We start from the raw sequence: 20,441 nt of genomic DNA, 5'->3' as shown, positions 1-20,441 counted from the left end.
CGCCCCGAAATAAAGACCAATGCGGGCATTGTTCCGGTTGGGATCAGACATGCAGTTCGTCCGGGGCTGTCTATCAGCCGGAAAGGTCAACACAAGCATGCATACACCTTGGGCTCATAAAAGGGGATTGATATGGCGTTGATTGATGTCGTCCAGGCAGGTCTGTTTAGTCTGGGCGTGCTGGCCGTTGCTCTGGCGGGAGGCTGCATCTTCAGCATGCTGACCGTTCAAAAAGAAGAAGTGGATTGTATCGTTGAAAAGCGCGTCGAATACGGCGTCTTTGGCGGGGCTTGCATTATTTTTGCCAGCCTGATTGGCTACGCCCTGTCGTAATCATCTGCAAATCAGACAACGGGCTACCCAAGTAGCCCGTTATTCATTTCAGACAGTCCTTTCCTCTCATTAACATTCATACAGCTCAAGCGGCAAACCATCCGGATCACTGAAAAACGTAAAGGCTTTTCCTGTCAGTTCGTCAATACGAACCGGTTCCGTCGCAATACCCTGCTCATTGAGCCATAGTGCAGCGGCCTCTACCGATTCAACGGCAAAGGCAAGGTGCCTGAGCCCCTGAGCTTCAGGATAGCTTGGCCTCGGCGGGGCGTCAGGGAAAGAGAACAGCTCAATCTGACTGCCGTCCGGCAAGGCTAAATCGAGCTTCCAGGATTGCCGGGCTTCACGGTAATGTTCAGAGACAATCTCCAGCCCGAGCAGATCGACGTAAAACGTTTTCGATCGGGCATAATCGGAACAGATAATCGCCGTATGGTGGATCCCTTTCAGCATCAGCCCGCTCCGTTGAGGCGAAAATGCCAGTTTTCCAGCTCGCCTGTTTTCAGGCGTTTTTCCACCGTATTGCGCCAGTTGACCGACAGCGCCTCGCATTCCTGCAGCAGGCGCAGTTTGTCCAGATTCATCGGATCATTGAAATACCAGTCCAGCACCCGCTTTACTGTGAACCTGTCTTCTCCTTGTTTGATCAACACCAAAGGATCATCACTGCTGACATATCCCGGCGTAATGACCCTGTAAAGCCAGCCGCAACGCCCGGTCTGCTGCATCACGGCAGAGAATTCCGGCAGTTCCCAGCGACGACTGAGCTTATAGCAAGGCGAGCGGGGCTGGCTGATTTCTATCACCGCCTCACCCCATTGAAAGCGGTCACCGATCCGCACCTTCTCTTCCGTCATCCCCTGAGTGCTGATGTTCTCTCCCACCCCGGGGGCTGGCCAGTCACGTTCCGGAAACTGCTGCTGCCAGAATGCATAATGCTCCAGCGGATACTGATGCAGCGCTCGTTCTGTACCGCCATGAAATTTAGGCTCCGCGCATTCATCGCCGTCCAGTCCGGTGGCTGAAAGATAGCACTTGCCGCTGACCGCCTGCTTGGCCATGGCCGTTCTGATCCCGTATTTCTGCGCCACTTTTCCGCAGTACAGGCCAGTTAATACGATTGCTGTATCGAGCTGAATCAATGAGTGAACTCCTTTCCGTTCAGCCGGACTGTGGTATTCAGGCTGTTGGCAATAAAACAGTTGTCGTGCGCTTTCTGGTGCATTTTTTCCAGCACTTCCGGCGATACCTCGACACCATCCACAAAAGTAATGACAGGGTTGAGATCAATCACAGCCACTTTGGTTTTTCCGGCCTCGTTCTGACCCAGTTCAGCCGTGACATTGTCCTGATAGCTGGCAACCGGCAAACGCTTGAGATGAGCAATGGCCAGGAAAGTCAGCATGTGACAGGACGACAGGGCCGCCATCAGGCTTTCTTCCGGATTCACCTTATCGGCACTGCCTTTGAAATCCGGCGCGGATGAAGCCTCAAGCGCTTGCCCGCTGCCAAACTGGATCTGATGATCCCGGCTGAATGCTTCACCCGGCTGAGAGTAACCCTGCCAGGCGACTTTGACGTTAAAACTCATACCGACCTCCTAATGAATAGTTAATCAATAAAGAAAAGGCTCCCAACGGGAGCCTTGCTAATCACAATTCAAAATCACCAAGTGCATCGGCTTCGACCTGCCGCTCTAAAAAAGCGACCAGATCATCGTGCCCCCCGATATATTTTCCATCGAGGATAATTTGCGGCACAGTGCGGACTGTGGTGTTCGCCACTTGCTCGATAAAAGTAACCATCTCGGTTTTTTCTAAATGCTGACCCAGTACCAGGGTTGTATAATCAGTTCCGCGATCATCCAGAATCGCTTTTGCTCTCACACAGTAAGGACAGTTGGGTTGGGTAATGACCAGATTCTGAAACTGGTGTAATTCTTCAATCGTCATGCGGGACATTCTCTGTTTGGTACCGGAAAAACGGTAAGATAATGCAAAGCAACACAGGAGTAAAATCTCAGGGCCCGACTTGTTGGTTTTATCCACTTTCAGGCATGAATCTGGATTGGAATCCGCCTGCGGCCAAAACTGCCTTGATATGCCGTAAAGCGTCCTGCCAGATGAAAACCGCAATGTTTGCAGCAGCCGGTCTCAGTCAGATCGTAATCGCCCAGTGCATACCAGTTGCGCGAAATCACCCGCTGACCGCACCCCGGGCAATAGGTACTGTCGCCAGCCTCATCGAACATATTCCCCACATAGACATAATGCAGACCGGCCTCCAGCGCAATCCGTCTGGCCTGCAAAACCGTGGCCGGCGGTGTCGGCGGCGTATCCATCATTTTAAAATCAGGATGAAAAGCACTGAAGTGCAAAGGCACATCCGGGCCAAGGTTGTCCATCAGCCAGCGGCACATCGCCGCTATTTCGGCCGGGCTGTCATTCTCACCCGGGATCAGCAAAGTGGTGATTTCAAACCATACCCGGGTTTCGTGGCGCAGGTATAACAGGGTATCGAGCACAGGGGCCAGATGGCCACTGCAGATTTTATGATAAAAGTGCTCAGTGAAGGCTTTCAGATCGATATTGGCCGCATCCATCTGGCGGTAGAACGCCTGCCGGGGGGCATCACAGATATAACCGGCACTCACCGCCACACTGTGAATGCCATGCGCATGACAGGCTTGCGCACAGTCCATGGCGTATTCCATGAAAATCACCGGATCATTGTAGGTAAAAGCAATCGAATCGCAGCCGGACGCCTTGGCTGCACGGGCAATCTGCTCCGGCATGGCCGTGGCGCCTAAGGTGTCGATTTCGCGCGATTTGCTGATGCTCCAGTTCTGACAGAATTTACAGCCCAGGTTGCAGCCCGCCGTACCGAACGACAACACTGAGCTGCCGGGATAGAAATGATTCAGCGGCTTTTTCTCAATCGGATCAATACAAAAACCGCTTGAGCGCCCATAGCTGGTCAGCACGATCCGGCCATGCTCCGCCATACGTACAAAGCAGGCACCGCGCTTGCCCTCACGTAACCGGCAATGCCGCGGGCAAACGTCACACACCACCCGGCCATCATCCAACTGATGCCAGAACTCAGTCGGCCAGCTGTCAGCTGAGCCGCTTCCTGTTTCAATCTGTACTGTCGGTGCTGGGTTGAGTCGTGCCATGGCGATGCTTACTGTCCGGTTGGGTTGCTGAACATGGTTCCGGTGGCTGTTCTGGTCACAGCCCGGTCATGATTCCTTCCTATACTTAACTATAGTTGGTGGCGCTCTGTTCTTGCTTGCAAGCAGTGCGTGACCTTGTTGCAATCATCACCCAGAACAAAGGCCAGACCATGAGTATTCGCGCCCCCGCTGTGGCTGGACGGTTTTATCAGGCGTCGCCGCTCGGGCTGAGAAAACAGCTTCAGCAATGGTTGGCTGCACCCTGTGACGCTGAACTGATACCCAGGGCGCTGATCGTGCCGCATGCGGGATACATGTTCTCCGGAAAAGTAGCGGCCAATGCGTTTCGCTGGCTGAAAAAAGCGCACAGTCAGTATCGCAAAGTGATTTTGATTGGCCCCAGCCACCACTATGCGTTTGACGGTTGCGCCCTGCCTGCTGACCAGTATTTCGCCACACCGTTAGGTGAAGTCAAAATCGACTTACAAGGTGTTGAAAAGCTGTCGCATTTGAATGATATTGAGATATCAGATCGTATACACGAACTGGAGCATTGTCTGGAAGTACAGTTACCTTTCCTGCAAAGCTGCCTTTCTGCGTTTACCCTGCTGCCGATTCTGACCAGCCGCATTGCACCAGCCCGGCTGGCAGAGATGATCGATCCCCTGTGGCAGGACGACACCCTGCTGGTGATCAGCAGTGATCTGAGCCATTACCACCCCTATGCAGATGCACAGGATATCGATCACCGTACCCTGACAGTGATCGAAACGTTCGACCCCAGCCTGACCCCGCAGCAAGCCTGCGGGTCGACCGGGATCAACACCTTGTTATTACTGGCAAAGCAAAGAGGCTATTTCTTAACACAAATAGAATACAAAAATTCCGGCGACACAGAAGCCGGAGATAAGGAGAGAGTCGTTGGATATGTCAGTTACCTCGTGTCCGCCACCACCCAAACCGGCCCTGAATAAAGGCGAAATGACCCAACTGCTGGATATCGCCAGAGAGGCCATTCGCAGCCATTTCTCTGAAGCGTTGCCGCGACCACCACAACTGGATTTATACAATCGCAAGTTACTCGCTAACGGCGCATGTTTTGTGACGCTGGAAGTTGACGGTGAATTGCAGGGCTGTCTGGGAACCGTGACCGCCAATGAGCCTCTGGTCCTTGAAGTGCACAACAAAGCCAGAGACAGCGCCTATCAGGACAGACGCTTCATGCCGCTGACCGAAGATCAGCTCAGCAGCCTGACCATTGAGATTTCAGTGCTTTCCGATCCAAAACTGCTGCAGGTCGATTCCGAAGAAGCACTGATCGCCTATCTTGAAGAGCACAAAGTGGGGGTGATCCTGACAGAGCACCATTCGCAGGCAGTCTTTTTGCCTCAGGTCTGGGACAAGCTTTCCTCGCCGGCTGCCTTTATCAAAGCGCTGAAACAAAAGGCTGGCTGGCCGATCAACCACTGGTCAGCCAATATCCGAGTCAAAACCTTCACCACGACGCAAATCAAAGGGAAGTATTTCTCTCAGTTCGTTTAAAACGCTCCGACAAACCTGATACCACACCCAATGCTGACTGAAGTTTAGAATGAAGGTGAATGATAAGAGAAAAACATGAGACGGATGATAAACGCGAGTGTGGCGAACACTCCATTTAACAGTCGACACCAGCCCTATTACATTATTACTAAACATTACAAATAAGCATAACTAAACAATGAGGCTGCTCAATGCAGTCTCATTTCTTTTGTCACTTTTCCCTTTAGATTTCCAGCGAAAAGTCAAGCTTGGCCGCATTCATTTGTCATCATGAGCCCGACCGCTCTTTTCGTAACTTTACATAAGAAATATTGATTTGTTCCTCAAAAACCATACAGTAATCGAAATGATAATAATTATCGATTATGTAAAGGAAATGGAAATGAAGTGTTTCGCTAAATCAGGTGTGATCACAGCGGGCTTAATCAGTTTCGGTGTTATAACCACGCTGCCTGCCATGGCTGAATCCGTCACCGTTGACCACATTATGGGCTCAACCACTATTGAGACATCGCCCACACGTGTCGTGGTGATCGGAATTGGTGCGTTAGATGCTGTTGATGCGCTGGGCATAAAGCCGGTTGCGGTATCAAAAGGCACAACATTACCCAGCTATCTCACTCAATATAATGATAATAATGTCTCTTCTGCGGGCACCATTTTTGAACCCGATTTTGAATCCATTTATACCCAGAAACCTGATCTCATTATTGTCGGCCCTCGCAGTTCCAAACACTTTAAAGAGCTGACTAAAATTGCTCCAACCTTTGTTTTTGCGGTGGAAAATGGCAGTGATTACTGGCAAAGCACCCAAGCGCTGTGGCACGACTTAGGGGAAATCTTTGATAAACAGGATGTCGTCAATCAAAAAATCGAAACCTTAAACCAGCGCTTTGCTGCAATCAAAAACTACAACCAAAGCCATAATATGGACGCGCTCATGCTGATGAGCTCGGGGGGCAATGTGACGTCATTCGGTGAAGGCTCTCGTTTCGCGGTCTTGTATCAGGATTTCGGCTTTAAACCCACCATTGAAACAGACGCAAAAGAGACAAAATCAGAGAAAACTGGCGGTCACGGTCAATTGGTCTCGTATGAACTGGTCAGCCAGGAAAACCCCTCCACCTTGCTGATTTTAGACCGCGATCAATTAGTTAATAAAGGCAAAAGTACCACCCGCCAGGATTTTGATAACGACTTGGTCAAATCAACCAAAGCTTATCAGGACAATCGTATGGTTTACCTTGATATTCCAGCCTGGTATGTCGCCAGCTCTGGTATTACAGCCACACAAACCATGATTGAAGACATTGAAGCGTTGAGCAAAGCGCAATAATCAGATCCGAGGTTGTTGTGACTAAATTGCTGTTTATTTTAGTCTGCCTGAGTCTGTCTTCATTGTTTATCGGGGTGGGCAACGTATCGTTAGCCCACCTTATTAATAATGATGCCAATGCCTGGCAACTGTTTATTTCTAGCCGTGTTCCCCGTTTACTTGCAATATTGCTGGCCGGCGGGGGGCTGAGTATCGCAGGCCTTATCATGCAGCAAATCAGCCAGAACCGCTTTGCTGCGCCTTCAACCTCGGGCACCATTGAGTGCTCAATGTTGGGTTTTGTCTTAAGTTTAGTGATTTTTGGCAACGGCGATCAGCTGTGGCTTATTTTTGCTACAGCGATGATCGGCACGCTTTTTTTTGTACAGCTTATCCAGCGAATTCAGTTTAAAAACGCGGTTTTTGTACCTTTAATCGGGATCATTTTCGGCAATATCATTGCTTCTATGGCAACCTTTATCGCCTATAAATATGATGCACTGCAAAATCTGTCTGGTTGGGCTGTTGCTAATTTTGCCAATATCCTGGCAGGTAATTATGAGCTGCTCTATGTTGCCCTGCCTGTGGCCATCTTCAGCTATTTATACGCAACACGTATTTCGGCTACAGGCATGGGTAAAGACTTCGCAATCAATCTTGGTTTGAATTACCAGCAAGTGATGACGATTGGTGTCGCCCTGGTCTCAATTATGGCCGCTACTGTGGTGATGATTATCGGCCAACTGCCCTTTCTCGGTTTGATTGTTCCCAACCTGGTTAACCATTTCTACGGCGATAATCTACGCAAGAACATTCCGCGCACTGCTGTGTTAGGTGCAATTCTGGTTCTGGCATGCGATCTGGTTGGCCGAGTGCTGATATTTCCTTACGAAATTCCAATCTCCATGGTAATCAGCCTGCTCGGTGGCAGTGTCTTTATTTTCCTGGTGTTGAAAGGAATGCGCCATGATCAATAAACAGATAACGGATAAACATAAAATGTTCATCCTGCTGATCTTATGCATAGTCATGACCGCACTGTTCATTGGTTATGGCTTAACGGCAGACAACTACCAATACTTTTTATCGCGCCGAATTCCCAAGGTGCTGGCGATGATCATTGCTGGCTTGGCTATTGGCATGGCGTCTTTTTGCTTTCAGACCATCACCAATAACCGGATATTAACCCCTAGTATTATGGGCTTTGACTCGCTGTATTTACTTATTCAGGTGTTGGTAGTAAGCCTGTTTGGCGGGCTGAGTATGATGATGACAAATGCTGTGATCAACTTTTCGATCTCCGTGATCTTGATGATGGCATTCTCTTTTATTTTGTTTTTACTCTATTTCCGGTATTCCGCCAGGAATATTATTTCACTGCTTTTATTAGGTGTTATTTTTGGGCAGCTTTTCCAAAACGGTTCGTCTTTTTTTACCATGCTGATGGATCCGGATGAGTTTGCCAATGTACAAGCTAATATGTTTGCAAGTTTCAATAGTATTCATGTGGAATTAGTATATTGGACATTACCTGTTCTTATTATGGTAACAGTCTGGTTATTTAACATTCACCGAACGCTTGATGTGTATTTACTCGACCAGGATAACGCCACCAGCCTGGGTGTAGATATTCAACGAACAACGCGTACCGTTTTATTACTTTCCTCTGTACTGATTGCCATTTCAACCGCATTAATTGGCCCGATTATGTTCTTTGGCCTTTTGATCACAAACCTGACCCGGGAATGGCTGAAAACCTATCAGCACAAATATTTATTAACTGTCTGTGGCTTGATGTCTGTTGCCACTTTGCTAACCGGACAATGGATTATCGAAAAAGCATTTGGCTTTGAAACCACACTGAGCGTAGTGATTAACTTTGTCGGCGGCATCTATTTCTTATTCTTACTGTTACGAAGTAAAGTGGTGTAACCCTGATGATTGAATTAAAACATTTAACTAAACGCTTTGGCGAGCACCCTGTGGTGAAAAATGCCAGTGCTGAATTTGCAAAAGGGAAAGTGACGGCCATTATTGGCCCCAATGGTGCCGGAAAAAGTACACTGCTTTCTATCGCCGGACGTTTATTGAAGCGTGACGAGGGCGAAGTCTGGATTGATGGCAAGGAACTGGTTGAATGGGATACCAAAGCGTTGGCCAAACGTTTATCTGTATTGCGCCAGGCTAACAACGTTAGCCTGCGGTTTACCGTGCGGGAGCTTATCGCTTTCGGCCGGTTTCCTTATTGCCAGGGCAACCTAGCCACAGAAGATAACGATGTGATCGATAAAGCCATCGAATATTTAGATCTCGGTAACATCCAGGATAAATACCTTGACGAGCTCAGTGGCGGGCAGCGTCAGCTTGCTTTTATTGCCATGGTCATCGCGCAAGATACCGATTATGTCTTTTTGGATGAACCGCTCAATAACTTAGATATCAAGCACTCTTTGCAAATCATGCACACCATTCAGCGTTTAGCCCATGAGTTACATAAAGCAGTCGTCATCGTCATTCATGATATCAACTTTGCCTCCTGCTATTCCGACACCATCATTGCGCTGAAAAAAGGTCAAATTGTTGCTAAGGGCCGGGTTGATCAAGTGATTGATGCTGATGTGTTGTCTGAGATTTACGAAACCCCCTTTAACGTTATCGAAATCGGCGGAAAACGTATGTGTTTATACTTCTCGTAAGTGCTGATATCCACTCTGCATCAACCCGCTTCAGACAAGCTATCAGGGGTATGGGCTGTCACGTTAATAGGCTCCAGCCATTCTTTCGGGGCATGCTCATTCAGCGTTTTGATCAGGGTTTGCACCCTGAGCGGCAGCACGCCGGCGGCAAAATAGCACAGCACTGGGCGGGCTGCGCCATACCATTCGGGTAAGCAGGGCATTAAATTACCCGGGTGTGCTTTAAGGTAATTACTGGCAATCCAAGTCGGTAATAACCCGACGCCATATCCCGATGAGATGGAATCAAGCTGAAGCAGCAGGTTATCGCTGGTTAACCGGCTGATGGGCGGCATCACCACACAGTCCTCCTGCCCGTTAGAAAGATAAACGGTATTGCTTTTATCGCTGTCAAACGGCAACCACTGATGCGCATGGAGCTGTTCTGGGTGTATAATCACCCCGTATTTCTGGATATAACGCGGAGATGCATACAGACCAAACTGCCAGTAACCAAGCGTTTTCTTACGCCATGTTCCCGGCAGATCCTGCTCCCCAATCGCTAACACAATGTCCGGCTCGTGCTGGAAATATTCATCACGGTCTTCGGTAAATAAGCGGATATTGACCTGAGGATGGGCATCCAGGAAGTGATGCAGTTCATGCCTTAACCAGCCTCGCACCAGGCTTTGGGGCGCCAGTAAAGTGACTTCCCCAGCCACACTTTGCTTAAGTGATTGCAGCGCATTTTGTGACTCTTCAGCCATTGTCAGTAAACGCTGACAGTATTCAGAAAAGACCTCTCCAGCACGTGTCAGCATCAGACGTGAACCTTGCTTGATAAAAAGCCGCTGTCCCAGTTCAGTTTCTAACTGAGCCAGGCGGCGACTGATGGTCGATTTCGGCTGATTCAATGCCTTTGCTGCGGCAGTCACACTATGAAAACGACTCAGTGCAGCAAATGCCCGGATACCCTGCAGTTCTGTTTTCATCCTCATCCCATTTTCGGAACGGCCCGTTCCACTCATTGATCTAGTCAGTAGCAGCGAATATAGCAATAATCGCAAATAGATTTAAGAATCATTATCATTTATGGAAAAAATAATGTCTAGCTATCGTTTACCCCTCTCCACTTTGACAGGATCAGTACTATTGGCTGCCAGTGTACAGGCCGCTCAACAATCCCCTGTGACCGAAACCCTGGTAGTGACTGCGTCCGGTTACGAGCAAGCAGAAATCACCGCGCCCGCCAGCATCAGCGTGATCACTCGTGAGGAGCTTGAGCATAAATATTATCGTGATGTCACAGATGCACTGAAAACCGTTCCCGGTGTCACCATCACAGGGGGTGGCGATAATAAAGACATCAGTATCCGTGGTATGGGTTCAGCGTACACTTTGATTCTGGTTGATGGTAAACGCCAATCATCTCGTCAGACCCGACCAAATAGTGACGGTCCGGGTATTGAACAGGGCTGGTTACCGCCTTTAGAAGCGATTGAGCGCATTGAGGTTATCCGTGGCCCGATGTCGACACTGTACGGCTCAGATGCCATTGGCGGTGTTGTCAACATCATCACCCGCAAAGACAACCAGCACTGGCTCGGCAATCTCCAATTGGGTACTGTCATTCAGGAAAATCGCGACTCTGGTGATGAGCGCAGCGCTAACTTCTTTCTGACCGGCCCATTAACGGAAAATCTCACCGCACAATTTAACGGACAAACTACAGTCCGCGATGAAGACGCGATCACCAATGGCTATGAAAATAAAGATCTGAACAGCTTCAACGCCAAACTTACTTACCAGCTTAATGATCTACACGCGATGTCGTTAGAAGCAGGGATCAGCGAGCAATCCCGTGCCGGAACGGTCGGTAAGTCAGTTGCGACTGAAGGTTGCCGTGGAGAATGTGTTGATACTTTAGAAGAATATACCCGTACCCATTACGCCATCACGCACCTGGGTGACTGGGGCTCAATCGGGCAATCCAACACTTACCTGAAATATGAAGACTCGGAAAATAAAAGCCGGGAAATGGAAAGTAAAAATACTGTCTTCAAGACCAGCCTGGTTACGCCAGTCTATTCCCATATTTTGACATCAGGTTTTGAATATCAATATGAAAAACTTCAAGATTACACATCTAACAGTGCTTCCGACCTGACTGAGCTGGACAGTGACCGTGTAGCGGTATTTCTTGAAGATGAATGGGCCATTGCCGACTCATTCAGCCTGACTTTAGGAGCACGTGTCGATGATGATGAAAACTATGGTACTCATGTCAGCCCACGGGCTTATGGTGTCTGGAGCATCACATCAAATTGGGTGTTTAAAGGCGGTGTATCTACAGGTTATCGCGCGCCGACACTGCGAGAAACCTCTGCAGAATGGGCACAAGGCAGCCGCGGCGGTGATATCTATGGTAATCCGGATCTGCAGCCTGAAAAGTCAGTAAATACCGAAGTCAGTCTGAACTACCAGAATGATAACGGGCTAAATTCGAGTGCCACGCTCTTTCATAACGACTTCAAAGATAAGATTTCTCGTATCGAATGTTCCAGTTGTGGCCCGACCAATAGCAGTGGCAGCGTAGCAACAAAACGCATCAACATCGATGAAGCGACGACACAAGGTGTCGAACTCAGCCTCAGCACTCCACTGGGTGACAGTGTCTTCTGGAATGCCAGCTACACCTTTAACGATTCTGAGCAAAAATCGGGCGACTATAAGGGCCAGCCACTGGTTCAGTTGCCAAAGCACTTATTCAGTACCGATCTTTCCTGGCAAGCCACAGCTGACTTAGAGACCTGGGGGCAAGTCACCTATCACGGTGAAGAGATGGAACCAACAACAGGGCCATCATCAAGCAGCCTGGAAGCACCGTCTTATACCTTCCTAGACATGGGGGTAAGTTATCAGTTAACGGATAATGTGGCCGTCAATGCCGCCATTTATAACCTGCTGGATGAAGAAGTCACTTATGACGAATATGGCTATGTGGAAGATGGCCGCCGTTACTGGGTTGGCATGAATGTCGGCTTCTGATACCTGACCTCCCCCCTCCTGACAATGCCAGCCGGTGTCGGCTGGCATTCTTCTGATCTATCCCGGCTCATTCAATATCACTGGCATTGCAGCCAGACTACGTATGATCGCAAGCGTGTTATTCATCCCCAAACACCGGGCGGAAAAAGTTACGTTCGTAGCTGATAATACAGCGGGTGTCCTCGGCAAACTGAAAGGCGCGCAGGCAATCCGGATCCGTCGTGGATGCTTTCCGGTAGTTTTCGTAATCCGCCAGGCTGGGAAAGGTGAACAGCGCCAACGCGATATTGCTCGCCCCTTCAGAAGGCAGGAAATAGCCGTTGTGCTGGCCGCCAAATTGATTGACCAGCGGGATCCACATCCGGGCATATTCTTCAAATTCGCTGACTTTATAAGGGTCAATCACGTAGCGTAAAAAACAAGTCACCATGATTCATTCCTTTGTGATGGTTCATTCGTTTGATGCAGAGAAACCAGCTGACGGTTATGCCAGCGGGACAGTAAGAACGTCGCGCATACAGCGCCGACTAGCGCAAATGCCATATCAGACTGGGTATCCCAGACATAGCCCTGAGTGCCCAGAAAAGCTTCCGAGTTTTCGCCTGTCGCCAGTGCCACCCACCATTCTATGAGTTCATAAAAAGCACTGAAGGCCAGACACATAGACACAGCAACCACACTCACCCAAAACCGGCCATTGACGATTTGCTTTCTGATGAGTATTTCCCTTGCCAGAATCGCCGGGACAAATCCCTGAAAAAAGTGACCGACTTTGTCGTAGTTATTTCTTTCGGCCCCGAACAGATTGTCGAACAAAGGCACTTCGGCGTAGGTGTAATGACCACCCACCATCAATACAATGCAATGCAGTAAAATCAGCCCGTACAGTAAAGGGGTGAGCCTGAATGTATTATAAGTGAACACTATCAAGATCAGGCCAATCAGCGCAGGCAATACTTCAAGAAACCAGGTAAAGGTATCTTTCGGATTGATGCCGGACCAAATAAACACCACCGTAAACACAGAGAGCCAGATATATTTCAAATGCTTGTCCTTTTATGCATCAAGTTAACGTCCACTTCAATATCATTGTTCTGACATCACAGGCAAGTTCACGGGCATCACTGGGGAATCGTTCTACTACCGCGGCACCAAACCATAAGGCAGGCTCTCAAACATAGCCGGCTGGTTGGTGACAGTCGGGGCGGCATGGACGCCACGCCAGTCCAGGAGCATGATTGCCAGCGTGTTGCGGTGCTCACCGTCATACAGCTCGCTTTCGCCTTTGACTGACGGCACCATACCCGTTTGCCGGTCGATCGATTTCTGGATGAACTGGCGCGTTTTTTCGACCACGGGATCATCCTGCAGGCCGGCTAACAGGAAGCTGATACCCACTTCGGCCACCACATCTTCCTTGGTATGCAACAGAATATCGTCGATATGGCGGCGAAAGTGATCATAAATCCACTGAAAATCGCTTTCCTTGAGCTGATACTGATAATACGAGGATGCCGCAAAGATAATATGGGTCATGCCGTATATCTTATTCATGTACTGCTGCTCGCTGAGCTGTTTATCCTGGCTGTCCGGATAGGTCGCCCGGAAAGCAGTAATAAAAGGCTCAACCACGTCCTGCTCGCCAAGCTGACGTAACCAGTAAACCTGATTGGCCAGCTGCGCTGCCCATGCGCGGATCATGTCTGGGTCGGTGGCATAACGGGCAAAATCATAGCGACGGATGATGTCGCGTAATTTGTGGTCTTCTCTGTGTTTAAGGCCGTATTCATTGGCACGGGCCATAGAGCCAAGCAGATCGACGCCCAGAAAATAATACTCAGGGTAATCTCTGGTGGCCAGATAACGTAAATCGCTGCGGGCATCGTCTTTGCGCTGATACCTGGCTTCGCGGGCTTCCGAATAGGCTTTTATTTGTGCCGGCGTGTAAATTTCTGTCGTCACGGCATTGAGCCGGCTGGCCACACGTGCCAAGTCTGACCACACGGCCGACTGGTATTTGGGATCCATCGTCTGGCGATACATCCTCAGGCCATAATGGCCCATTTTAAATGCCGGTAATGTAAACAGCTGGGTTTCAAAGGTTTGCCGTATCAATGCGGCATCATCGGCATAGGATGGCAATACCTGTTGCTGTACAGGCGGTTCTGCCGGTCTGGGCGAAATTTGCATCGCCGCCCAGCCAGGCAGTGAAAGAAGCGTAATCAGAAGATAAACAACAAAACGACGAATATTCATAGCAGCCCCGCAACGATTTAACAACACAATCATAGCAAAGGCGCCGTTGTTCACGTCAGTGGTATGTCATTTAAACCTGCGGAATATCTGCATTTTTACGTTTGCGGTGCTGAGCAGTTACGTATTAATCCATCGGTAAGTCAGGTTAATCCGCTCACTGAGAGGCTGAGTGGTCTTTGGCACGCTGTGCACCCAGTGGGACTGAGTCTGGCCCGCCATGATGAGCAAAGAACCATGACTGAGCTGAAAATCAATTTTCTGCCCGGTGTTACGATGCTTCAGCAAAAAACGCCGGGTCTCGCCTAAGGTTACCGAGGCAATCACAGGCGCGGGGCCGAGTTCGGGCTCGTTATCCTGATGCCAGCCCATGCTGTCCTGTCCGTTACGATACAGATTCGCCAGCACCGAATTAAAACGGGTATTCGCCACTTGTTCACAGGTGGCCTTTATCTGCAGCAAGGCTGGCGTCCATGGGTCCGGCTGCATAGTCAGCCCCGAGTAGGTATAGGAAGCCTCCCCGCACCAGGCCTGCAAACGCGGCTGCATCACCCGGCGACCATACAGTGTAATGGCTTCCTGCTGCCAGTTGAGCGACTGGCGCAGCGCGCGGAAATAGCGATCTGAGTCGGAAACGGTAAAAAAGGCCGGCGCCCAGAACAGCAAGCCGCCATCAATAGCAATCCACTCGCCCGGCGAGCTGGCTTCACCGAATAAGTCGAGATTGTGCATCAGCTGTACTCGTCCTTCACCGCAGGCAGACGTACATCGACCCATACCAGCCGGTGATCAGAGCTGATATCGGCCCGCTCTTTGCCGTCTTCGCCAGTGACCAGTCTGCGCAGCGGATCTTTCTTATCCGGCCAGAACACGCCGCTGTTCAGCACATCGAAATCAGCAGAAGGCAGAACATAATCGAGCCGCAGACCGCTCAGGTGTGTCCACTCCGAACTTCTGCCCCGGCGTAATTTCCAGGGCCGGAAAAATCGCCCGCCCAAGCTTTTCGGGGTCAGTTTACCTTCTGCAACAGCCCGATGAACTCTGGGGTGATACAGCAGGTGCCGGAGTGCAAGCACCATACCTTCACCATCATGCAAATCGGCATTGAGATCCCCCAGCAACACAAAAGGCGTGTCTTGGTTCAGACCGCCAGAATTACCCTGATCATCGGTCAGATAGGCTTCATCATTGATAATGTCCATTAAGAGTCGCAACTCATCATGGTTACGGCGGGCATTACGCCGCTCGGGGCCGTCAAACACAGGCGGCGTCGGGTGAGCGCAGAGCAGCTGGAATCGCCTGTGCCCGACCTGTACCGGAATTAAAAGGTGATTTTTCGATGACAGCCTGAGCTGTGCCATTGCTTCTGGGCTGTAATAGCCCTCCGGCATATGGTTATCCGGCATCTGCTGCCACAGCAGGGTTTGCCAGCTGCGGATATCCTCTTCTATCAACGGATAACGCGACAGCACCACAAAGCTGAAATGACCATGATGAAACCCATAGCCCTGACCATCCTGAGGCAGGGTGCGTTCCCCGTCTCCGTCCAGATCCGCCTCGCACAATAAGCCGGTATTCGCAGGCGGGCAATAACGGTAAGGGTAATCAATTGCGACCTGACCATGTTGCGGTTCGGCGAGATAATAGCGGCAGAAATCCGTCAGGCCACCGTCATCGCCCCCTTCACCGGGGTGGTCAAACTCGCACAGTAGCAGGACATCGGGCTGCATATGCTGAATCATGGCTGCCAGCCGGGAAATTCTTGCGTGGCCCGGCGCCGACAGCTTCTGCCGTATCCGGCCGGCAACAGGATCAGACAGGGCGATATTAAATACCGCAACTCTTAAGGTAGGTGTTGGCACAACGCACTCCCAACAGACTGAAATTCAATAGTCTGTATTGATTGTACGCTGTGTTGTTCCCTTGCTCCAGCGCCTGACATCAGCCCGGAATATTCACCAGGCTGCTGATCGCCTGATAAATCTGCCTGGCATCATGCATGGCTCTGTGCCTCGCAGGCCCCAAGGCTTCCAGCGCACGCTGAAAACGGGCTCTTTCTATGCCGTTTTCCTGCTGCAGCCAGTGGCCGATTTCGGTCAGTGTGAAGGAGGGCCGCATATGGGCCGCATGATACAGCCGCCCCAGCCAGAACAAATCCCACTGGCTGTCACAAAACACATAGTCCAGTTGCCCCAGCACACTGTTCAAATGCTGGCAGACTTCCAGCACCTGCATACCATGCTGTTCCAGTTCGCTGCGGGGGATTCTGTGAATACGTTGCTCGGCGTAGCTGTCCCAGTACTGCCAGACATCACCGGCGGTCAGTGGGTTGATCAGGATACTTTGCCCGTTGCCGTCAGGAAGTACATAGCCCACTTCAATAGGGTAGGATTGGTCCGATAAGCCTGACGCTTCAAAATCTAGTGTTGCCCACATTGCACTCTCCCTGATGCTTATGTCGTCCACGGCTCAGCCATTCTGGTTCCTTCCCTACCTGCAATTACAAATTGCCGGTAAGCCGAGCCGGACATCTCTCAGTGAACACAGCAGCTCTGCAGACCCCTCTCATACCCCGAGAGCGCATCCAGACTGTGTCACCGACTGCCTTCTCATTAACTGTAGACCCGCGATAATACTTTACCCGCTATTTCATCTGCTTGACGCAGGATTGATACACTCAGTCAGACCGTAACAAGCTGTGATAAATCTCAGCATCTTCCTGGCTGAAACAGACAAAATACACTTTGTCCGGCGTACTTTTGCCTTCCAGACACTGCCGGGCTGTCTGCACGGCAATACTGGCCGCCAGCTGTTTCGGGAAACCGTAAATCCCGGTACTGATGCAGGGAAAAGCAATCGTGCCGGCGCCCACTTCATCCGCCAGCGCCAGACTCTGCCGATAACAACTGGCCAGTAATTCAGCCTCATTCTGTTTACCGTCCTGCCATACCGGCCCCACCGTGTGAATCACCCACCGGGCTGGTAACTGGTATCCGGGGGTGATTTTTGCTTCACCCGTCGGGCAGCCATGCAGGCGCCGGCACTCTTCCAGTAACTGCGGACCCGCCGCTTTGTGAATGGCGCCATCGACACCACCGCCCCCCAATAAGCTGTTGTTCGCTGCATTAACTATCGCATCCACATTCAAGGTCGTGATGTCGCCCTGCCATACCAATAAATCTGCCATTTCAGCCTCCGGTTTGATCTGACACAGCAAAACGTCAGGTGCCCAGGCAAGATACTGTGTCGGCACTGACTATCATGTTATTTTAGTGCCAATCTTTCATTAACAGGCCAAAGACTTACTATGACACCCGCCATCGGTTTCGCCGGTTTCAGCGGCGCAGGAAAAACCACATTAATTGAGCAGGTTATCCCGTATTTAAAGCAATATGGGTTGCGTGTTGGTCTGCTGAAACACAGTCATCATGATGTTGAGCCGGATACAGCGGGAAAAGACAGCTATCGTCTGCGCCATGCCGGCAGCGATCAGCTGTTGCTGGCGACGCCGCATCGACACATTCTGTTTTTTGAATATCCGGATGATCAAAAGCGTGAACCGGTACTGGAAGATTGCCTGATGCAGCTGGATCACAGCCGCCTGGATATCGTGCTGGTAGAAGGGTTTCGCGACCAGCCAATCACCAAAATTGAAATTCACCGGCCGGATTACGGAAAACCTCTGCTGTACCCCAAAGATACAAACATAGTGGCCATAGCCACCAGCGAACCGGGCGACATTCACCCGATTCCTGCGCTGGATTTAAATCAGCCTGCCGGTGTGGCAGCGTTTATTATGACCTGGCTTGAAAGCGCCGAACCTGCGCGGTTCTGACAGTCACTATCGGGTTTAATCAGAACATCAGGCGTTTGCGGCCGGTCTGCTGATCGGCATCTTTGCCAATTGAGGCAGACTTGCCTGTATTTGGCTTCTTGTTGCCGCCTTTTCCGGCTGGCGAGCTTTTGCCCGCTTTGGCAGAACGGTGCTTCGCCGACTGGTTTTTTTTCGGTTTGGAGGCTGTGGGCTTGGCAACAGGCTCACTGACCGTTTCCGTTACTGGCTGATCACAGAGCACCACATAAAACTCACCGTTAAACTCTATGACATCACCGTCATAAATCTTGCAGCGTTTCCGCAGTTCAATCTCACCATTCACGGCAACATAACCTTCGGAGATCGCCATTTTGGCCTCGCCACCGCCTCCGACGGCATTGGCAATTTTCAGCACTTTATATAACTCGATGGGCTGGGCAGACACTTCGATCCCAAGCGCTTCAACTTCTATTTCCTGATCCTGACTCACGGTGCTCGACCTGTTTTTACTGAGAATGCTGTGAGTATACCACTTTGCCCTCCCGCGCTGCGCATCATTCCTGCTGTCAATCCAGCCCTCTCTGTGAATACGCGGTCAATTGCACCGACCACAAGGTTTTGGCCCGTTACATAGAGATAACGAACTCAATGGGTTATGCTTGTTACTACTTTCACGTACATTCCCGTTCACAAGGAAAATATGATGCTGAAACTGCTGTATGCCGCTGTATTCTGTCTGCTTTTCGCTATGCCTGCCATAGCGCAGGAATCAGAAGAAGCGCCTCCCTACTCGGAGCAGCCAGTGTTAGATAAGCCTTTAATGGAAAGGTATATTCTTGATGAAATGAAATCGCTGCGCCAGGATCAGCAGGATCTTGAACGTCGCTTAACCCTCGCTTTTACCGACCGCGAACTGGCAGTGGCAGATAAATCGCTCAATTATGCCAATGTGACAGTCACCTATTTTTTCTATCTGATCGCCGGTGCCGCCTCGCTCATTGCCCTGGTGGGCTGGCAATCGCTGAAAGAAATCAAGGTCAATACCAAGAAAATGGCCGAACAGCAGTTAAAGGAAATCACAGATCAGTACGAGAAAAAATTCCAGATGCTGGAGCGGGATCTGAAACGTAAAACCCGGATCATTGCCCAGAACAACAAAGAGATTGAGATTATCAATGAGGTACATAATCTCTGGCTCAGAGCACAGAGCTCGCAAACTGCTGAGCAGCAGATGGAAGTGTATGATGAGATCCTCAAACTGCGACCGGGCGATCTGGAAGCACTGACGCACAAAGCGGATGCGGCGATGGAAATCCGTGAATTCCATTGGGCACTGAGTATCTGTAACCGGGTGCTGGAAGTGGACAGCACCAATGCCAACGCCCTGTACCAGCGCGCCTGTGCATACGCTTGTCTGGGCGCGGAAGATCAGGCCGTGTCTGATCTGGAGCGGGCGATTCAGGGCAGTGCTTTTTTACGTGAACTGGCCAAAGAAGAAAATGATTTTGAAACCCTGCATGGTCACGAACGGTTCGAACAGCTGATCACTCACCATAACGAGTAACTTTGCCGGCATCCGATTCTGGCATGGGATATTCACTGGACAAGCGAATCACAGCAAGCTTAGTATCAGGTGATACGGAGATGATGCCGATTGAACGGAGTAACACATGCACGCAACTACCCGACAGATGCAAGCCAAAAAACATATTGCCCTGGTGGCTCACGATAACTGCAAAAGCCACTTGCAGCGCTGGGTCAGCGAACACAAAAGTAAACTGGAAAATCACACCCTGTATGCCACCGGCACAACCGGGCATCTGCTTGCCAAACAAACCGGCCTGCCGATTCACTGTTTACTGAGTGGTCCGATGGGCGGCGATCAGCAGTTGGGTGCGCTGATTTGCGAAGGCAAAATCGACATGATGATTTTCTTCTGGGATCCGCTGAATGCCGTGCCCCATGACCCGGACGTGAAAGCCCTGCTCCGGATTGCTGCGGTCTGGAATATCCCGGTTGCCACCAACCGTGCCAGTGCCAATTTCATGATTGCTTCCACCATGATGGAAGAAACCGTGTCGATAGAAATTCCCGACTATGAAGCATACCTGGCCGAACGCCTGACTTAAGCCACCCTGAGTGCTGAGAGCGCCATCAGGACAAATCACAGCCCGCGATAGCCCCGCCGTATTCATATCGTCCCCGTTCAGGCGGGGACACATCCATTCCTCTCTGGTGAAGAGCGCCGGACCTGGTTTCCGTGTTTCTCGCCAGCAAAGCCGGGCG

General features: G+C 50.4%; 25 protein-coding genes. 11 read left to right on the top strand and 14 right to left on the bottom strand.

All coding sequences use genetic code 11. The features are described from left to right. The first annotated feature begins 132 nt into the window (after positions 1–132). Positions 133–333 carry a hypothetical protein gene (locus LN341_RS05740; protein ID WP_046219353.1) on the top strand — a complete coding sequence of 67 codons (201 nt, stop codon included), beginning with the start codon at positions 133–135 and terminating at the stop codon, positions 331–333. Positions 334–402: 69 nt separating this feature from the next. Here LN341_RS05740 and LN341_RS05735 read toward each other — a convergent pair whose 3' ends face one another. The 5 genes from LN341_RS05735 to amrS all read right to left on the bottom strand — a co-directional run bounded on the left by LN341_RS05735 (position 403) and on the right by amrS (position 3,508). Then, positions 403–786: a VOC family protein gene (locus LN341_RS05735; RefSeq protein ID WP_234204332.1), complete on the bottom strand. Its 384-nt coding sequence runs from the start codon at positions 784–786 to the stop codon at positions 403–405. Beyond that, positions 786–1,475, bottom strand: a complete 690-nt coding sequence (locus tag LN341_RS05730) for an MOSC domain-containing protein (protein WP_234204331.1) — start codon at positions 1,473–1,475, stop codon at positions 786–788. The genes LN341_RS05735 and LN341_RS05730 overlap by 1 nt, the downstream gene beginning before the upstream one ends. After that, complete coding sequence (locus LN341_RS05725; protein WP_234204330.1) at positions 1,472–1,924, bottom strand: OsmC family protein; 453 nt, start codon at positions 1,922–1,924, stop codon at positions 1,472–1,474. Before LN341_RS05725 ends, LN341_RS05730 begins: the two co-directional genes overlap by 4 nt. Before the next feature lie 61 nt (positions 1,925–1,985). Then, positions 1,986–2,294, bottom strand: coding sequence for a glutaredoxin domain-containing protein (locus LN341_RS05720; RefSeq protein ID WP_046219356.1), 309 nt, complete (start codon positions 2,292–2,294; stop codon positions 1,986–1,988). A gap of 89 nt (positions 2,295–2,383) precedes the next feature. After that, entirely contained in the window at positions 2,384–3,508 is a 1,125-nt protein-coding gene (amrS, locus tag LN341_RS05715) for an AmmeMemoRadiSam system radical SAM enzyme (RefSeq protein WP_234204328.1), read from the bottom strand. Between the two features lie 170 nt (positions 3,509–3,678). Here amrS and amrB point away from each other — a divergent pair, with 170 nt between their 5' ends. The 6 genes from amrB to vctC all read left to right on the top strand — a co-directional run bounded on the left by amrB (position 3,679) and on the right by vctC (position 9,061). Next, a complete protein-coding gene (gene amrB / locus LN341_RS05710) occupies positions 3,679–4,482 on the top strand; it encodes an AmmeMemoRadiSam system protein B (RefSeq protein WP_234204327.1) in 804 nt (267 codons plus the stop codon). Further along, positions 4,436–5,050: an AmmeMemoRadiSam system protein A gene (gene amrA, locus LN341_RS05705; RefSeq protein WP_046219359.1), complete on the top strand. Its 615-nt coding sequence runs from the start codon at positions 4,436–4,438 to the stop codon at positions 5,048–5,050. The genes amrB and amrA overlap by 47 nt, the downstream gene beginning before the upstream one ends. Positions 5,051–5,507: 457 nt before the next feature. After that, entirely contained in the window at positions 5,508–6,386 is an 879-nt protein-coding gene (locus LN341_RS05700) for a siderophore ABC transporter substrate-binding protein (protein ID WP_234204929.1), read from the top strand. A 17-nt stretch (positions 6,387–6,403) separates the two neighbouring features. Then, entirely contained in the window at positions 6,404–7,342 is a 939-nt protein-coding gene (gene vctD / locus LN341_RS05695; RefSeq protein WP_234204326.1) for an iron chelate uptake ABC transporter permease subunit VctD, read from the top strand. Between the two features lie 4 nt (positions 7,343–7,346). Continuing rightward, the gene (locus tag LN341_RS05690) at positions 7,347–8,297 is read left to right on the top strand and encodes an iron chelate uptake ABC transporter family permease subunit (protein ID WP_234204927.1); all 951 of its coding nucleotides are present in this window, start codon (positions 7,347–7,349) and stop codon (positions 8,295–8,297) included. Between the two features lie 5 nt (positions 8,298–8,302). After that, positions 8,303–9,061 (top strand): iron chelate ABC transporter ATP-binding protein VctC, encoded by a 759-nt coding sequence (gene vctC / locus LN341_RS05685; protein WP_234204325.1) that lies wholly within the window; start codon positions 8,303–8,305, stop codon positions 9,059–9,061. A 20-nt stretch (positions 9,062–9,081) separates the two neighbouring features. Here the strand turns inward: vctC and LN341_RS05680 are convergent, their stop codons facing one another. Further along, the gene (locus LN341_RS05680; RefSeq protein ID WP_234204324.1) at positions 9,082–10,032 is read right to left on the bottom strand and encodes a LysR family transcriptional regulator; all 951 of its coding nucleotides are present in this window, start codon (positions 10,030–10,032) and stop codon (positions 9,082–9,084) included. A gap of 112 nt (positions 10,033–10,144) precedes the next feature. Here LN341_RS05680 and LN341_RS05675 point away from each other — a divergent pair, with 112 nt between their 5' ends. Further along, positions 10,145–12,088, top strand: coding sequence for a ligand-gated channel protein (locus LN341_RS05675; protein WP_234204323.1), 1,944 nt, complete (start codon positions 10,145–10,147; stop codon positions 12,086–12,088). 118 nt (positions 12,089–12,206) lie between these two features. Here the strand turns inward: LN341_RS05675 and LN341_RS05670 are convergent, their stop codons facing one another. The 7 genes from LN341_RS05670 to LN341_RS05640 form a co-directional block, all read right to left on the bottom strand. Next, complete coding sequence (locus LN341_RS05670) at positions 12,207–12,518, bottom strand: NIPSNAP family protein (protein ID WP_046219366.1); 312 nt, start codon at positions 12,516–12,518, stop codon at positions 12,207–12,209. After that, entirely contained in the window at positions 12,512–13,132 is a 621-nt protein-coding gene (locus LN341_RS05665) for a DUF2238 domain-containing protein (protein ID WP_234204322.1), read from the bottom strand. Before LN341_RS05665 ends, LN341_RS05670 begins: the two co-directional genes overlap by 7 nt. A 96-nt stretch (positions 13,133–13,228) precedes the next feature. Then, complete coding sequence (locus LN341_RS05660; RefSeq protein ID WP_370643704.1) at positions 13,229–14,344, bottom strand: DUF3541 domain-containing protein; 1,116 nt, start codon at positions 14,342–14,344, stop codon at positions 13,229–13,231. 117 nt (positions 14,345–14,461) lie between these two features. After that, on the bottom strand, positions 14,462–15,073 hold the full coding sequence (locus tag LN341_RS05655) for an alpha-ketoglutarate-dependent dioxygenase AlkB (RefSeq protein ID WP_234204321.1): 612 nt from the start codon (positions 15,071–15,073) through the stop codon (positions 14,462–14,464). After that, positions 15,073–16,203: an endonuclease/exonuclease/phosphatase family protein gene (locus LN341_RS05650; RefSeq protein WP_234204320.1), complete on the bottom strand. Its 1,131-nt coding sequence runs from the start codon at positions 16,201–16,203 to the stop codon at positions 15,073–15,075. The genes LN341_RS05655 and LN341_RS05650 overlap by 1 nt, the downstream gene beginning before the upstream one ends. 79 nt (positions 16,204–16,282) lie before the next feature. Further along, a complete protein-coding gene (locus LN341_RS05645; RefSeq protein ID WP_120510441.1) occupies positions 16,283–16,777 on the bottom strand; it encodes a hypothetical protein in 495 nt (164 codons plus the stop codon). A 241-nt stretch (positions 16,778–17,018) separates the two neighbouring features. Continuing rightward, positions 17,019–17,528, bottom strand: a complete 510-nt coding sequence (locus tag LN341_RS05640) for an O-acetyl-ADP-ribose deacetylase (protein WP_120511842.1) — start codon at positions 17,526–17,528, stop codon at positions 17,019–17,021. Between the two features lie 120 nt (positions 17,529–17,648). On the opposite strand from LN341_RS05640, the gene mobB reads away from it, so the two are divergent. Further along, positions 17,649–18,176, top strand: coding sequence for a molybdopterin-guanine dinucleotide biosynthesis protein B (mobB, locus tag LN341_RS05635; protein ID WP_234204319.1), 528 nt, complete (start codon positions 17,649–17,651; stop codon positions 18,174–18,176). Between the two features lie 19 nt (positions 18,177–18,195). Here the strand turns inward: mobB and LN341_RS05630 are convergent, their stop codons facing one another. Further along, positions 18,196–18,645 (bottom strand): RNA-binding S4 domain-containing protein, encoded by a 450-nt coding sequence (locus LN341_RS05630; protein WP_234204318.1) that lies wholly within the window; start codon positions 18,643–18,645, stop codon positions 18,196–18,198. A 213-nt stretch (positions 18,646–18,858) separates the two neighbouring features. On the opposite strand from LN341_RS05630, the gene LN341_RS05625 reads away from it, so the two are divergent. After that, entirely contained in the window at positions 18,859–19,719 is an 861-nt protein-coding gene (locus LN341_RS05625; RefSeq protein WP_046219373.1) for a hypothetical protein, read from the top strand. Positions 19,720–19,825: 106 nt separating this feature from the next. After that, the gene (locus LN341_RS05620; protein ID WP_046219374.1) at positions 19,826–20,284 is read left to right on the top strand and encodes a methylglyoxal synthase; all 459 of its coding nucleotides are present in this window, start codon (positions 19,826–19,828) and stop codon (positions 20,282–20,284) included. Positions 20,285–20,441 lie beyond the last annotated feature (157 nt).

The organism is Photobacterium sp. TLY01 (assembly GCF_021432065.1).
GTDB classification, from domain to species: Bacteria; Pseudomonadota; Gammaproteobacteria; order Enterobacterales; family Vibrionaceae; genus Photobacterium; species Photobacterium halotolerans_A.
This window is presented reverse-complemented; position numbering and strand designations above follow the sequence as displayed.

Coding starts and splice junctions, on each gene's coding strand:
- LN341_RS05740 (WP_046219353.1), top strand. CDS start 133: ATGGCGTTGATTGATGTCGTCCAGGCAGGTCTGTTTAGTCTGGGCGTG.
- LN341_RS05735 (WP_234204332.1), bottom strand. CDS start 786: ATGCTGAAAGGGATCCACCATACGGCGATTATCTGTTCCGATTATGCC.
- LN341_RS05725 (WP_234204330.1), bottom strand. CDS start 1,924: ATGAGTTTTAACGTCAAAGTCGCCTGGCAGGGTTACTCTCAGCCGGGT.
- LN341_RS05720 (WP_046219356.1), bottom strand. CDS start 2,294: ATGTCCCGCATGACGATTGAAGAATTACACCAGTTTCAGAATCTGGTC.
- amrS (WP_234204328.1), bottom strand. CDS start 3,508: ATGGCACGACTCAACCCAGCACCGACAGTACAGATTGAAACAGGAAGC.
- amrB (WP_234204327.1), top strand. CDS start 3,679: ATGAGTATTCGCGCCCCCGCTGTGGCTGGACGGTTTTATCAGGCGTCG.
- amrA (WP_046219359.1), top strand. CDS start 4,436: ATGTCAGTTACCTCGTGTCCGCCACCACCCAAACCGGCCCTGAATAAA.
- LN341_RS05700 (WP_234204929.1), top strand. CDS start 5,508: ATGGCTGAATCCGTCACCGTTGACCACATTATGGGCTCAACCACTATT.
- vctC (WP_234204325.1), top strand. CDS start 8,303: ATGATTGAATTAAAACATTTAACTAAACGCTTTGGCGAGCACCCTGTG.
- LN341_RS05680 (WP_234204324.1), bottom strand. CDS start 10,032: ATGAAAACAGAACTGCAGGGTATCCGGGCATTTGCTGCACTGAGTCGT.
- LN341_RS05675 (WP_234204323.1), top strand. CDS start 10,145: ATGTCTAGCTATCGTTTACCCCTCTCCACTTTGACAGGATCAGTACTA.
- LN341_RS05670 (WP_046219366.1), bottom strand. CDS start 12,518: ATGGTGACTTGTTTTTTACGCTACGTGATTGACCCTTATAAAGTCAGC.
- LN341_RS05660 (WP_370643704.1), bottom strand. CDS start 14,344: ATGAATATTCGTCGTTTTGTTGTTTATCTTCTGATTACGCTTCTTTCA.
- LN341_RS05655 (WP_234204321.1), bottom strand. CDS start 15,073: ATGCACAATCTCGACTTATTCGGTGAAGCCAGCTCGCCGGGCGAGTGG.
- LN341_RS05645 (WP_120510441.1), bottom strand. CDS start 16,777: ATGTGGGCAACACTAGATTTTGAAGCGTCAGGCTTATCGGACCAATCC.
- LN341_RS05640 (WP_120511842.1), bottom strand. CDS start 17,528: ATGGCAGATTTATTGGTATGGCAGGGCGACATCACGACCTTGAATGTG.
- mobB (WP_234204319.1), top strand. CDS start 17,649: ATGACACCCGCCATCGGTTTCGCCGGTTTCAGCGGCGCAGGAAAAACC.
- LN341_RS05625 (WP_046219373.1), top strand. CDS start 18,859: ATGCTGAAACTGCTGTATGCCGCTGTATTCTGTCTGCTTTTCGCTATG.
- LN341_RS05620 (WP_046219374.1), top strand. CDS start 19,826: ATGCACGCAACTACCCGACAGATGCAAGCCAAAAAACATATTGCCCTG.